Source organism: Paraburkholderia sp. CNPSo 3281 (genome assembly GCF_024206515.1).
In the GTDB taxonomy this organism is placed as follows: Bacteria; Pseudomonadota; Gammaproteobacteria; order Burkholderiales; family Burkholderiaceae; genus Paraburkholderia; species Paraburkholderia nodosa.
The window spans coordinates 44,461-59,073 of the sequence record NZ_JAMBPS010000031.1 but is presented as its reverse complement, the minus strand read 5'-3'; the positions used below and the strand labels follow the sequence as shown (position 1 = coordinate 59,073).

Here is a 14,613-nt window from a genome sequence, read left to right as displayed (position 1 = left end):
CCGACTGGCGTAACGATTGAATCGCGAGCGTTCAGCGTTTGACCAGGCGCCGAACCGCGTTCAGCGGCGACTTCAATCGCGTCACTGGCGAGTGAACGACTTCCGCGAACGTTTTGGGATGGCGGTGTTCGAGCGTCGAGATGACCTTTCTTTTCAAGCTGTCACGCAATGGCGAAACTCCGGGCGGCATCGGCTTCAGCCCCATCATGCGCAGAACGTAGTTAGCCTGATAAACCCGTGCGCGTCGCTCGAGCGACTTCATGCAGTAGTTGATGCTGATACTCACTGAAACGTTGTCGTCGTTCTTGACCCAATGCGGCGCCAATGGAGGGTGATGCACCACTTCGCCCGGGTTGAGCCGGAAGATCGTTCCGCGGTTCTGCAGTTGACGGCGATAGCGCGCAGCCTCGAAGTTGCCGGCGTAGTAGCGCTCCACTTCCTGGTCCGGCACCACCTCGCGATCGGTAGCGGGGAAGAGGCATACATCCTTCGAGCCCTGCAGCTGGAAGAGGAAGTTGGTTTCGTGATCGATATGGAAGGGTGTCGAGATCTTTGGCGACGAGACCAGCAATGTCATCGTCACCAGGGTGATGTCGCTGCGCAGCGGGTAACCGGACAACTCCTCGAGCTCGGCTGTAATCGAGTCAAGGACGTGGGCGTAATCCGCGTCGTAAAGGTGTGCCTGAGTCAGCTTGATCCATGAGTCGTTTTCGTGAACGCTCGCAAACGCTTCTTTCAGCCGTGTGCTATGCGGCATGGCGCTGAACCTGGATTCCAGCGAGCTATTCTTGAAGTTGATCGCGCGGACATTGCCATTCTTTTCAAGCATCCGTTCGGCGACTTCGGCGATCCTGGGGATCTCGAACAGGCCGCTCTCGTGCAATATATGATTGAATTTGAAAGGATGCAGATTGAAGTTGCTTTTGAATTCCTGATTGCGGGCGTGCAGAAATAGTCCGTCTGAGGTTAGTTGGAGTGATGCATCGGCCAACGTCGCACCATTGCTAGTCACAGACATGGCACACCTTCGCAGGTTAGAGGGTAGTGCTTGCAGGCTACTATCGCGCCCGTGGGCCAGATGTGCGTTGACGAACATCCAAGCCGGTTTTGGCGTTTACCCGGGGATGAGCGCTCTACTTGACAGCTTCCTGGCTAGTCACCGATGTTGTGTCGGCGGCTCTGAAGCCTGGCCGGAGAAAATCGACGACCTCGGCGTCCGTGACCGGTTTGATATGCAGCCCGAAAGCAGCGTTCAGCGAAGTGACAAAGTACTGGGTCCAGAGCGTGTTCCAGACTACGCCGGCATGGCTGTCTGAAAGGAAGACATTGTGCGGATCGTCGCCGGAGGTATTGGTGATGGCCCAGCCAGGCGACAGATGAACCGTCTTGTAATCTGGACGACCTCGATCGTCGCGCTGGCCCCACATGCTTCTGAACCACGCTTCATCTTCGAGAACATAGACATGGCGATCTGCTGCGGTGAGCGCGCGCAAGCCATTGTTGAAGCGATCTATGCCGGAATCGATATTGGCTATCTCTCTGGCGGATTGCCAGCTTTCGAACTCGCCCGGCCAATCCGCGCCGCTGGCCGCAGTTGAGAGTACGACATAGGTATCCGGGTGATATTTGCGGATCAGCGCGACGGCTTCGCCAATTGACTTGATGCAAGCGTCGATCACGGCCGAGGGGTGCGATGCAGCTGGATCGCGCGACAACTCATCAAATAGTTCGTGGCTGCTGAGATCGTTGTCACCGATCCGGATGAACACGATGCCCCCTCGCCAGGCTTGTGGTTCTGTGTCCATCAAATCGACGAGACGGATCGCCTGGCGCTGCGATTGCCCCATCAACTGGCCGCAGGTCGCCCCGCTAATCGCGAAGTTATAGCGGTAGTCCTGTTTGGGGGGCGTGCGGGCGAGAGCCCCCAAAGCTTCGCTGGCAATGGCCTGATACTTTCCGGTTCCCCAAACGCCCCATTTGCCCTGGTCGATCTGGTCTCCGCGCAACTGGGCGAGCACCTCGGTCCACTGCCAGGTGGTCGCGCGCCACTGGCCTCCTCGCGCGTGCGGATCGCTCAACATGACCGTGTCGTGGTAGGCCTGGCTGTTGGAGTCACCAAGCACGGCGAGGCGCACCCTTCCAGAGGGCGGCTCCGACGCGTTGGCGACGGCGACCGGCACACGGCGAAACAGGCCGGGAACAGCTAGCCTGACAAAAAGGCCGGTGACGGACAGTGCGCCCAAAAGCGCGACCAGCACAACCCTACGCGAATGGGACATGGGCCATTTACCCTATCGAGACGCTTCGAGATCATGGCCCTTCAAGGGCGGCTTCCTGCCTGTCATGTGCGGCTTGGGCAAAGCGACCAAGCAGTTGCTTGCCCATGACAGCAGCACCGGCCGCGCGAAACATCTGGTTGTGCATGCCGGGAACGTCGGTGACGACCAGTTTGCCAGTGACGACTTCACCCCAACCCATGTCGTGTGCGAACAGGCGGCCCTTGAGCACCTGACCGCTGCGGAAGATCTGGACATTGCCGTCATAGGGCTTTGGACGATACCGCACCTGCTGCTCGCGCAAATAACCGATGTTGCGGCCATACCAGAGGTTGTCGTCAATCATGTTGTTCGCACTATCGTTCTTCAAGAGTCCGAACTTCACGGCAAGCTGCGTGAGACGGAGCCAGCGAACGGTCCGAAACTGCTGGAGGAACGCAATCATCGACATCTCGCCACGTCTCGCGAGCCGGAAGTCGCGCGGGATGTCGTCCATGCGCACCTGCGCCTTGCGCAGCAGGCGATCGTACCAGGGCATCGTCTCCCGGTAACCCGGGCACCAGGAATCAGTGAGGATGACATGTTCGACGGTTTCGCCTTCGCGGCGCAGCTGGTGGGCCGCCTCCAACGCCATCGCACCCAGCACGCAGTACCCCATGAGGATGTAGGGGCCCTTTGGCTGGATCAGTCTGATGAGTCGCACGGCGTCCGCAGCGATGTCCTCGAAGGCGCGCAACGGGAGGTTGGGCTGAGGCGTCTTCGGCACCATCGGAACATCGACGATGGGCCGCTCGTCGCCGACCTGTTTGGCCAGCTCATAGAGGACCGCGATATTGTTGAGCACGATGATGGGCGTTTGCGAACCCTCCTCGTTGAATCGCACGATATTCTGCGCTTTCGCCTCCAGCTCGGCCCGGCTGATGAAACCACTGACGCCCACGCCGCCCGCAACTTGCACCGTGTCTTTCCCGGCCGCGGGCGCGAGCGCTCGCTGTGGCGTGACTTCGGCGGCTTCCAGCACCTCGCGCCATCTGGCCAGATGCCGGTCGATCGTCTCGATGTCGTAGAGGTCCGTGTCGCCCTCACAGGAGATGCGCCAGCCCTCCGGGCGCCGCACCATGAAGAAGTTGAGGTCGTAGAGCGCGCCCGCGTTGAAAGAGGGCGAAGTCGTCGCGGCGAAATCCTGGCGACGAACTTCGTCGCCCATGCCGACGAAGCTTTGCTGCAGAGCGAAGTTGACCGAGCATAGTGGCGGCCGGTTCATATCCGGCACTTCGCCTGCCATTCCCATCATTTCTTCGAACGGCAGGTGTAGATGCTCGATGGCGTCGCTGAGCTTGGCGCCGCACTGCGCGGTAACGTCGGCAAGCGTGCTGCCTTGGGTCACGTCGAGGCGCAGGATTACCGTGTTGATGAGCGGCCCGATTACACCCTCGAGTTCCTGCTGATCGCGCACCGACATCTGCGTTCCCATGGCGACTTTGGCCTGGCCGGTCGCCTTTTGCAGCGCCATCGCGAGGCCCGCGGCCGCCACGCTGAAGAGCGTCACGCCTTGCGCCTTGGCGGCAGCGATCAGACGCTCGCTCATCTCGCCCGACAACAGGATGGAGCGAATGACGCCCTGGAAGCGCCGCTCCGGTGGTCGGGGGCGGTCGCCCGTAACGTCGAAACGGCTGAACCCTTTAAGCTCCTGGCGCCAATGGACCCGGGCGCGATCGATCGCCCCGCTGGCCAGGAACTCGCCCTTCCATAGCGCGTAGTCGCCATGGTGCAGGTCGACGTCGGGGTAATCGGGATCATGGCCCGCGTGCAGCGCCGCGAGTCCTTCCACGAGTTCGCGCACGAGGATCGCGAAGGACCAGCCGTCCATCACGAGCGAATGGAAGGTCAGTTGCAATTCGCCTTGCGTGGCCGACCTCGGCAACCACACAGCCCGGAAGAAGGACGCGGACGACAGCTCGAAAGGCGTGCGGGCCTGCTCTTGACCCACGCGCTGGGCCTCCGCAAGGGCGGCCTTGTCGTCCAAACCGCTGAGATCCACCACCGCGAGCCGGAAGGGGGCTCTGCTCCAGACTTGCTGGCGCAGCCCCGCGCCCGTCATCAGGAAGCCGGTGCGCAATATCTCGTGCCGCGCGACCAGTTCGCCAAGCACCTGTTCGATGCTCGCAGCGGTGAGCGGCCCCGACAGTTGCAGCCGGAAGGCGATGTTGAGCGCGGAGGCCTTCGGCGACGCCTTCTGCTCGTGCCAGTAGCGTACCTGGCAGGCGGTCGCGGGGAACAGGGCGTGGCCCGCCTCGACCGCCTGCACAGGTGCGATATTCAAGGCTATCGAGTTCATCGCTCAGGCTCCTTCGGCAATCCGGCGCTTGAAGTTGAGGATCGACGGCCGCGCAACGGGGGGAGCCTCAACCAGCTCTTCAGCCACTGCGCCGTCCAGGCTCGCGGCCAACTGCTCGATCGTGACGTTCTTCATGAGCTGACGTGCATCCACGCCCAGCCCACGCTCGTTCATTCGCGCGACGATGCGAAAGAGCTGGAGGCTATCTGCGCCGAGGCTGAAGAACTTCTGGTCGATACCGACTTGCTGCAGGCCGAGCACATCGCCCCAGATCGCGGCAATGGTGGTCTGGGTCGGCGTCATGGCGACAGGTTCGGCCACGGCGATGATCTCCGCCGGTTTGCTCGTCTCCGGCTCGATGGCCGCCGATTCGACCGGCACTGGTGCTTGCGGCACGACCTTGAGCGCAGCATGCGGCTGGCGCACCGGCACGGCCACCATGTCCGCTGTCGGTACGGGCAGGGCCTTGCGGTCGAGCTTGCCGTTGCTAGTCTGCGGCAGGGCTTCGAGCGTCATCCACAGCGTCGGCACCATGTAGGACGGCAGTTGTCCGGCTGCGTGCGCCGCGACCGCGCCCTGGTCGGGCTTGCCGGAGCCGGCGCCGACTACGTAGCCGACGAGCCGCGGACTGTCGCCCACGGTATGCAGGGCGACGGCGGCTGCGCCAACGCCGGGCGCCTTGCGCAGGGTGGCCTCGATATCCTCGATCTCGATGCGGAAGCCGCGCAGCTTGATCTGCTGATCGCGACGGCCCAGGTGCTGGAGCGAGCCGTCGGCGAGCCGCTTCGCAAGATCGCCGGTACGGTAGAGCCGGCGTGGCGCAGCGCCTTCGATGGCAACCGACTTGAAAGCGGCATCGGTCAGGTCAGGGCGGTTGAAATAGCCCTTCGCGAGGCCTTCACCGCCAATCCACAGTTCGCCGCTCACGCCCTCCGGCGCCAGATGCAGGTCGTCGGTCAGTACGTGCAGGTCGGTATTGGCGAGGGGCGCGCCGATCACCACCGGTGCGTTCGCAACGACACGCGAGGCGGAAGACCAGATCGTCGTCTCGGTCGGGCCATAGAGGTTCCACACCTCCGCGCCGGTCGCGAGCAGGTCGTCGGCGAGATCGCGCGGCAACGGCTCACCGCCGCACAGAATCTTGAAGCCCTTCGGCGCCTTGAAGCCGGCCTCTAGCAGCATGCGCCACAGCGAAGGCGTCGCCTGAAGAACGGTGGCGGCCTCTTCCTTTAGGCGGGTCACCAGCTCGAAACCGGTGCGCACTTCCGCGTGGCCCGCGATGAAGGTCTGCCCGCCGGCGATGAGCGGCAGGAACAGCTCAAGACCCGAGATATCGAAGGAGAACGTCGTCACCGCGACGATGCTGTCCCTGACCGTAAAGCCCGGCGCGTGCGCCATCGAGAGCAGGAAGTTGCTCAGCGCGCGATGCCCAATCTCCACGCCCTTGGGCTGACCCGTCGAGCCCGACGTGAAGATCACGTAGGCCGAATCCGCGTCCGTTACGGTGGGCAGCGCCACAGTTTCGTCGTCGTCCTGCGCGAGGAGCGCCTCCACGTCCAGCACGCGATGCGCGCCCGGTTCCAGCAACGTGAGGCTTCCCTCATCGCTGAGGACGGCGGCGATGCCGGCGCCATCCAGAATCTGGCGCAAGCGTGCAGGCGGCATCGTCATGTCGAGCGGCACGTAGGCGCAGCCCGCGCGCCACACGCCGATCATGGCGGCCACGATCAGGGCGCTGCGTTCCATCGCAAGGGCGACGCGTTCGCCCGACGCGATACCTGCCGCCATGAGCCGGCGGGCGATCTGGCTTGCGCGTGCGTCGAGTTCGCCATAGGTCAGGCTCGTGGAGTCGTCAGATACGGCTGTCGTATCGGGTGCCTGCCAGGCTTGCGCGGCGATCAGCGCCGGGGTCGTCTGCGAGAGATCGTAGTCACGCTGGGAAGCGTTCAGCTCGTCACGAAGATGGTGGATTTCCACATCGCTCAGCAGCGGCAGTGCCGCGACCGGCGTTTCGGCATCGCGTGCGATCGCCGTCAGCAAGGTTTCGTAGTAGCCGAGCCAGCGCTGGATCGTCGTTTCGTCATAGACGTCGGTGTTGAAGTCGCAATCGAGACGCAGGCCTTGCGCCGATTCGATCACGTTCAGGAACAGATCGAAGTTGCTGTAGGCCTTCGCGTTCGGTGCGAAGTGCGTGGTGACGCCTGCCATGTCGAGTTCGCCGTCGACCTTTTCCAGGTTGAACTGCAGATCGGTCAGCGGCAGCCGGTTGAGATCGCGCTTGATGCCGAGATCGCGGACCAGTGCGCCGTAGGTGTAGTTCTGCCGGTCGCCTGCGTCGTACAGGTGATCGCGCACCGCTTTCATGTGCGTGGCGAAAGGCTTCTCGCGGTCGAACTTCACGCGCAACGGCAGGAAGTTGACGCAGTGCCCGACCAGCAGCGCTTCGCCCGCTTGCGACTGGCCAGCCATCGGTGCGGCGATCACGACATCGTCATTGCCGGACAGACGGCCGAACAGCACCTGAGCCGCGCCGAACAGCGTGGCGAACAGCGAGCAGCCCTGCTTCGAGGAAGCCGTCTTGACCTGCTTGAGAAGGTCGGCTCCCAGATGGCGGGTCGTCGAAGCGCCGTTGAAGGTCTTGCGCTCCGGGCGCGGGCGATCGCCGGGCAAATCGGGTTGCGGCGCCGGGTCGCGATGGACGTTCATCCAGAACTCGCGCGTGTCTTTCTCGACGCCGATTTCGTCCTGTGCCTTGGCGAAGGCGAGGAAGCTCTGCACCTCGTCGAGTTCGGGCTGCGTGCCCCAGACTTCCGCTGCGTAGAGCGCAGACAGATCGCGCAGGATAATGTTGATCGACCATCCGTCGCAGACGATGTGATGCGCCGTGAACACGAACGCCCACTTCTGCGCTTCCAGGCGTACCAGTGCGGCGCGCGCGAGCGGTGCCCGGGTCAGATCGAAGACCTCGCGGGCTTCCGCGTCGATGATGGCCTTGAGCTCGCCCGCTGGATCGGCGTGGCTGGAAAGGTCGATCGGGACCAGCGGCACGGTCGTCGTCGGTTCCGCGAACATCGTGTCGCCCACGCGTGAGAAGTGCACGCGCAGCGCATCGTGACGGGCGACAGTCGCGGCGAAGGCGCGTTCGAAAGCGGCCTCGTTCAGCTTGCCATTGAGTTCGAGCGTGAACGACTCATTGAACGCGAGCGAGGCCTCGTGGCCCTGCTGGGCCGACATCCAGATTTCCTTCTGCGGCTCGGTGAGCGCAGACTGCGTGAGCTGCGGTTCGACCTGCGTAAGCACCGCAGCGTCTTGCGCGCCGCCGAGAATGCCGACACGCTGGAGCGCGTCGATGCTCGCGATGAAGGCGTCGCCGATCTTGCGGATATCCTCGTCAGAATGGCTCGTCGTCAGGAAGCAGGGGAAGCCTTCCATGATATGAACGCCGAGATAGCGCATATACGGATAGAAGAGGCTGCCGAGGCGATCTTCGCCCGCGAGATTCACATAGAACCAGCTCGAGAAGGATTCCGCGCGCGCGGCGATGCCGACCTTCTCCAGATGCGCGTTGACACGCTGCACGAGGCCGGCCATGCGCGCGCCGAGCCCTTCCTGCAGCGCCGGGCCAGCTTCCTTGAGGTGCAGAAGGACGGCTTTCATTGCGGCCAGCACCACGGGGTGGCGCACGAACGTGCCCGCGAAGAAGGTAGGCGGAACTTCGGGTACCGAAGCATCGCCGAATTGCCACTGACCGCCGTCGAGCGCATCCATGTACTGCGTGGTGCCCGCAAGCACGCCAATGGGCAGGCCGCCGCCGACCACCTTGCCATAGGTCGCCATGTCGCCCTGGATGCCCCACAGGCCTTGCATGCCGGCCGGATGGACGCGAAAGCCCGTCACGACCTCGTCGAAGATCAGCGCCGACTCATTGGCCGCCGTGACGTCGCGCAACTGCTGCACGAACTCCTTCGGACGCAAGTTCGGATGGCGCGACTGCACCGGCTCGATCAGGACCGCTGCGATATCGTCGATGTTGGCCTTGATCCACTCGAGGCTTTCAGGACGGGCATACGGCAGCACGACCATGTTGCCCACGGAGGCTTGCGGGATTCCGGGGGCGAGCGGGAACGCGCGCGGCACGCCCGCTTCGCTGCCCGGCTTCACGAGCACTTCGTCGAACTGGCCGTGATAGTCGCCGTCGAAGCAGACCACCTTGTCCTTGCCGGTCACCGTGCGCGCGAGACGCATCGCCGCCATCACGGCTTCCGAGCCGGTATTGCAGAACGTGACGCGCTGGTGGCCCGTCATCTCGGAGAACATCTGCGCAACTTCGCCCGCGAGCGGCGACTGCGGTCCAATCGCGAAGCCTTCCGCCAATTGCGCGTTGACCGCCTCGACCACGAAATCGGGCGTGTGGCCGAACGCGGTCTGGCCGTAGCCGTTGACCACGTCGATGTACTCATTGCCGTCCACGTCCCAGATCTTCGAGCCCTTCGAGCGCTGGGCGACGATCGGATAGACGAGTTCTTTCCATTCCTCGCGGAAGCCGCTGGCGGTGCGCGGATCGGCGAGCACGGCACGGTAGGATTGCGTGCGAGCCTTCGAGGTAGCGGTTTTCGCCGAGTAGCGCGCGGCGAGGTCGGTGATGAACGACTTCTGGGCGTCGGTCATCTGGGCCGAATGCGTGGCGCCCGGCTTGTACGCGGTGAAGCGCGACGGGCGGTTCTCCTCGAACTTGATCTCGGGGCCAGCGGAGTGCGCGGGCGCGGCGGCAGCCGCGTGGGCTGCGACGGCTACAGGTGCGGGCGCAGCGACAGCAGGCGCAGGGATCTGGAACGCCGCGGCGGGCTGCTGCACGGCCAGAGGCGCGCCTTGCAGTACCTCAAGCTGACGCGCGATCACCGACTGCATTGCGGCGAGCTGGTCGCGGATCACCGACTGGAGGTCGCCCGTAGCCGGCGCAGTGGCCATTTGCACTGCCACAGGCGCGCTCACTTGTGCAGCGGCAATGGCGACCGGCGCGGCCGCTGCTTGAACAGCGACCGGCGCAGCGACCGGTGCGGCCTCAGCAGGCACTTCCGGATCAGGCGGCATCGCGCCGTCGAGGAACTGCGCGAGGGCGGGCAGCGTCGGATAGTCGCTCATGATCTGCCGGAAGCTGATCGTGACGTCGTAGCGGCGGCGCAGCTGCCGGGACACTTGCCCCATGAACAGCGAGTCGTAACCGAGGTCCCAGAAGGTCACGTCCGGATTGGACGTATCCGGTGCTTCGCCGGACATTTCGGCAAGCAGTGACGCCAGTTCGGCAATGAGACGCGGTTTGCGGTCGATTTGGACGGTTTGGGTCATGGCGGTCTGAGGAATATCGTTTAGGGCTTCGGACGAGGCTTGCGCGGCAATCGCTGGGGCAACGGTCGTTGGCTGACTTGAAGAGGCGGTTGCCGGGGCGTCAATCCAGTGCCGTTCCGGCTCGAAGGGATAGGTGGGCAGCGAAACGCGGCGGCCAGTTTCAGCCCGCAGCGTTTTCCAGTTCGGCTTGACGCCGTTCAACCACAGGCGCCCGGTCGCCTCGCCGAGAACGGCAAGCTCGCGATCGCGCGTCGCGAAATCGGGCAGCGAGGCAATCGCACCCTGATGCCGGTCCTTGGGCAAGCCCTGCAGGACAAAGGTCGAGAGCGTGCGGCCGGGGCCGATTTCGAGCAGGAGAGGTTTGCCCTCTGCCGTGACCGTGGCCAGCGCGTCGCTAAAGCGCACGACATTGCGGCAATGGCTGGCCCAGTACGCTCCCGACACTGGCTGATCCATCGCCGCCCATTGCCCGGTTACGGAGGACACATACGGGATCTTCGGCCTCGCGAAGGAAAGGCTGTTCGCGACCTTGGCAAGATCGTCGACGACGCCGGACATCATGCGCGAGTGGAACGCGTGCGACGTGTGCAGACGGCGATGCTCGATATCGCGTGCCTTGAGCGTGGCCTCGAATGCCTCGATGGCTGCGAAGGGGCCTGCCACGACGCTGAGCGTCGGCGCATTGATTGCGGCGAGATCGACGTCGCCGGGCAGCATGGGGCTGAGTTCGGCCTCCGACAGGCGCACGACCAGCATCGCGCCCGGTTCGGCCGACTGCATGAGCGCACCGCGTTGCGCGATGAGGCGCAGCGCATCCTCGAAGGCGATCGCCTCCGCCACGCAGGCCGCGACCAGTTCGCCGACGCTATGGCCAATCATGGCTGCCGGCTTGACGCCACGCGAAATCCACAACTGCGCCAGCGCATATTCAAGGAGGAAGAGCGCAGGCTGAGCGTAGATCGTCGAGCGGATGGGGTGCGGGGTGTCGTCGCCTTCCGGGGCTTCACTCAACAGCAGCGTGCGGATGTCCAGCCCGAGATGCGGAGCCAGCGCCTCTGCGCCCTTGTCGATCCACTCGCGATAGACCGGCTCGGTGCGATAGAGCGCGGCTCCCATGCCCGGATACTGGGCGCCCTGGCCGGGGAACATGAAAACGACTGCAGGCGCTGTCTGTGGCGCCTGTGCTTCGATCGCGCCTTTCTGGAGCTTGGCCTGGGCCTGCTCCACGCTCTCGGCGACGACAACGGCGCGGTGCGCGAAATCTCGGCGTCCCGTTTGCAGCGTCGCGGCCACGTCGGCTAGTGCGATCTCCGTATGGCTTGCGAGATGCGTGGCGAGATTCACTTTCGCGCGCTCGAGTGCGGCAGCGCTGCGGGCCGATACCGGCAGGATCTGGAGTCCTTCGTTTTGGTCGCCAGAGGCAGTACGGCAAGGCGCCTCCTCCAGCACCACATGGACGTTCGTCCCGCCGACGCCGAGCGAACTCACACCGGCGCGGCGCGGCGTGGCGCCGTCAGCCCAGGGACGCACGGCCGCATTGAAGAAAAACGGACTGTTGGCCAGGTCGATGCCAGGGTTGGGCGAACGGAAATGCGTGAGCGGCGGCAAGGTGCGGTGGCGCAATGCAAGCGACGCGGCGATGAAGCCCGTCACGCCCGCGGCCGCGTCGAGGTGTCCGACATTGGCCTTCGCCGAGCCGAGCGCGCAGAACTGGCCGCCCTCGGCGCCGCCCAGGCGAAACGCCTGCACGAGGCCCGCGAATTCAATCGGATCACCAAGCGGCGTTGCTGTGCCATGGGCCTCGATATAGCCAATCGAGGCCGGATCGATGCCAGCCTCGGCGTGCGCAATGGCAATCGCGCGGGCCTGGGCGTCGACGCTCGGCGCGGTGAAACCGACCTTGTCAGAGCCGTCGTTGTTGATGCCCACGCCGCGGATCACGGCATAGATCGGATCTTCGTCGGCGATGGCGTCTTCGAGACGTTTGAGCAAGACGACGCCGGCACCGCTGCCAAACACCGTGCCCTTCGCATCGGCATCGAACGGACGGCACACGCCGTCGGGCGCGCCCATGCCGCCTTCTTCGTAGAAGTAACCGCGCTTCTGCGGGAAGGTGATCGAGACGCCGCCGGCCAGCGCCATGTCGCAGCGTCCCGCCCGAAGGTTCTCGACGGCGAGGCTGATCGCGGTGAGCGAGGTGGAGCATGCCGTCTGCACGGAGATAGCCGGCCCCGTGAGCCCGAGCTTGTAAGCCGTGCGGGTGGCGACGAAATCACCGGCGCCCACGAGCTTTTGATATTCGCCGATCTGGAACTGGCTCGTAAACTCGTCGATGACCGCGCGATCGGTCAGGATGTGCTTGAGGAAGTAGGTGTTCATCGAGGTGCCGGCGAACACCCCGACGGCGCCGGCGATCGTTGCCGGGTCGTATCCGGCATCTTCGAACGCTTCCCAGGCGATCTGGAGGAACAGCCGCTGCTGCGGGTCGGTGAGCGCGGACTCGCGCGCGAGCATGCCAAAAAAGCCGGCATCGAAGTGATCGACATCCGCCAGTATCGGCCGCGCCTTGACATAACTCGCGTCGCGTCGCGACTTGTCGTCGAAACTGTCTTCGAGTTCCGCCACGTCGAAATGTGTGATGCAGTCGCGCCCCGCGAGGATGTTGGCCCAGAATTCCGGGACGTTGCGGGCGCCGGGAAACCTTCCCGACATGCCGACGACTGCGATTGCGCCGCTTTGCACGTCCCGGCGTTGACGAATTGCCTCTTTGCGCGCTGTCGGGATTGTCGTGCGCAGATGCGAAGCCAGCGCCTCGACATTGGGATGGCGAAACAGATCCACCAGTGCGACCTTCGCCGCCACGTCGCGCGCGATGATGGCGTGCGCGCGCATCAGATCGAGCGAGCGCAAGCCGAGATCGAAGAAGTTCGAGCGGCGATCGACGGGTTTGCCGAGGAGCCCCTCGAAAACGGACGCGAGCTTGTCGGCAATGTCGTCGTCCACGGGCGAAGGTACTGCTGATGCTTCGGATTGCGTATCGACTGTCGCAAGCAGCGCTTTGCGGTTGATCTTGCCGTTTGGCGTGAGCGGAAAGTCCGGCAGGACACGCAGTTCCGACGGCATCATGTAATCGGGCAGGGCCGACTTGAGATAAGCGCGGATTTCGTTCAGGAGGACCGCCGCATCCGCCGCATCGGCCTTCACGAAGCCTGCAATGGCCTTGCCCATGCGGCCATCGAATGCCGCCACGGCCGCATCGGCCACGCCGGGCGCGACGCGCAGCGCATGTTCGATTTCGTCGAGTTCGATGCGTTTGCCCGCAATCTTGATCTGCCGGTCGTTGCGGCCCAGAAATTCGATTGCCCCGTCCGCACGGCGGCGCACGAGGTCGCCCGTGCGGTAGAGCCTGGCGCCGGGAGCGAAAACGTCGTCGACGAACTTCTCGGCCGTCAGTTCTGGCCGGTTCAGATAGCCGAGCGCGACACCGTCACCGCCCGTGACCAGTTCGCCGACTTCGCCATCGGCAACAGGCGCGAGCTTGTCGTCCACGATGTAGGCGCTCGTGCCCGCGATGGCGTAGCCGATGGGAATGGCCTCGCCATTCGCGAGCGACTCGCCGTCGCGCGGAATGCGGAAGCAGCACGTAAAGGTCGTGTTTTCGGTCGGACCGTAGCCATTGATGATCTGCAGACCCGGATGGGCCTCCATGACCTTGCGTACATGGACGGGGGACAGCACGTCCCCGCCCGTCAGCGCCTCCTTGAGCGGAAGAAAGGCTTCCAGCCGATAGTCGGCGAGCGCATTGAAGAGGCCAGCCGTGAACCAGGCGCTGGTGACGCCAAGTCGCGCTATCTCGGACGCGATCGTGTCGAGAGAGGGCTGGACCTCGTTGACGATGGCGGCACAGCCGCCGTTCAGGAGCGGTCCCCAGATCTCAAGCGTGCTCGCATCGAAGGCGAGCGGCGCGAGGTTGAGAAAGCGCGTGTGGGGCGAAAGCTCGGTGAAGGTCTGGCCACGCACGAGGCGCAGAATCGCGCGCTGCGGCACGACCACGCCCTTGGGCTTGCCGGTCGAGCCGGAGGTGTACATGACGTAGGCCGCGTCGTCACGACTGCACGCGTGCAGCGGTGCGGGCTCCGCCGCTTCTGCCGCCGCCACGACATGCTCGAGATCGACTGAGACGCCGTTCAGCTCGCCAACGCTGGCGAGCGCCGCCGCTTCAGCGATGATGAGCCTGGGCGCGCAATCGGCAACGATGAAATCGAGTTGCGCCTTGGGATAGGCGCGGTCCAGCGGCACGTAGACGCCGCCCAGCCGCAGGATCGCCAGCATCAAGGCCAGCGTGTCGCGGCTGCGCGAAACCATGATCGCGCAGCGCTCGCCCGGCTCCAGTCCCATTTCGCGCAGGACGGTAGCGAGCCGCGCCGAACGTTCGCCGAGGGCGGCGTAGTCTTCCTCGCCCGTGGCGTCAATCACAGCAAGATGATTGCCGAACTCGGCACATATGGCATCGAAGCGCGCTGCTACGCCAGGCACATGTTCGGTCCCACCCGGCAAAACGCCTGAAAGTCCATCTCTGTGTGACATTTGCTACTCCCCCACAATTTTGACGACGGTCCTGGGTTGAGCCAGGCCTGGCGATGTGCATGCGGC

Annotated in this window: 4 protein-coding genes; all 4 read right to left on the bottom strand. The window is 64.2% G+C overall.

The window, feature by feature from the left end; genetic code table 11:
• Nucleotides 1-31 precede the first annotated feature (31 nt).
• The 4 genes from M3I56_RS25895 to M3I56_RS25880 all read right to left on the bottom strand — a co-directional run bounded on the left by M3I56_RS25895 (nt 32) and on the right by M3I56_RS25880 (nt 14,547).
• A complete protein-coding gene (locus M3I56_RS25895; protein ID WP_254356356.1) occupies nt 32-1,018 on the bottom strand; it encodes a cupin-like domain-containing protein in 987 nt (328 codons plus the stop codon).
• Between the two features lie 115 nt (nt 1,019-1,133).
• The gene (locus M3I56_RS25890) at nt 1,134-2,279 is read right to left on the bottom strand and encodes an SGNH/GDSL hydrolase family protein (protein WP_254356355.1); all 1,146 of its coding nucleotides are present in this window, start codon (nt 2,277-2,279) and stop codon (nt 1,134-1,136) included.
• Between the two features lie 31 nt (nt 2,280-2,310).
• A complete protein-coding gene (locus tag M3I56_RS25885; RefSeq protein ID WP_254356354.1) occupies nt 2,311-4,614 on the bottom strand; it encodes a condensation domain-containing protein in 2,304 nt (767 codons plus the stop codon).
• Between the two features lie 3 nt (nt 4,615-4,617).
• On the bottom strand, nt 4,618-14,547 hold the full coding sequence (locus M3I56_RS25880; RefSeq protein ID WP_254356353.1) for a non-ribosomal peptide synthetase/type I polyketide synthase: 9,930 nt from the start codon (nt 14,545-14,547) through the stop codon (nt 4,618-4,620).
• Nucleotides 14,548-14,613: the final 66 nt, after the last annotated feature.

Coding starts and splice junctions, on each gene's coding strand:
- M3I56_RS25890 (WP_254356355.1), bottom strand. CDS start 2,279: ATGTCCCATTCGCGTAGGGTTGTGCTGGTCGCGCTTTTGGGCGCACTG.
- M3I56_RS25885 (WP_254356354.1), bottom strand. CDS start 4,614: ATGAACTCGATAGCCTTGAATATCGCACCTGTGCAGGCGGTCGAGGCG.
- M3I56_RS25880 (WP_254356353.1), bottom strand. CDS start 14,547: ATGTCACACAGAGATGGACTTTCAGGCGTTTTGCCGGGTGGGACCGAA.
- M3I56_RS25895 (WP_254356356.1), bottom strand. CDS start 1,018: ATGTCTGTGACTAGCAATGGTGCGACGTTGGCCGATGCATCACTCCAA.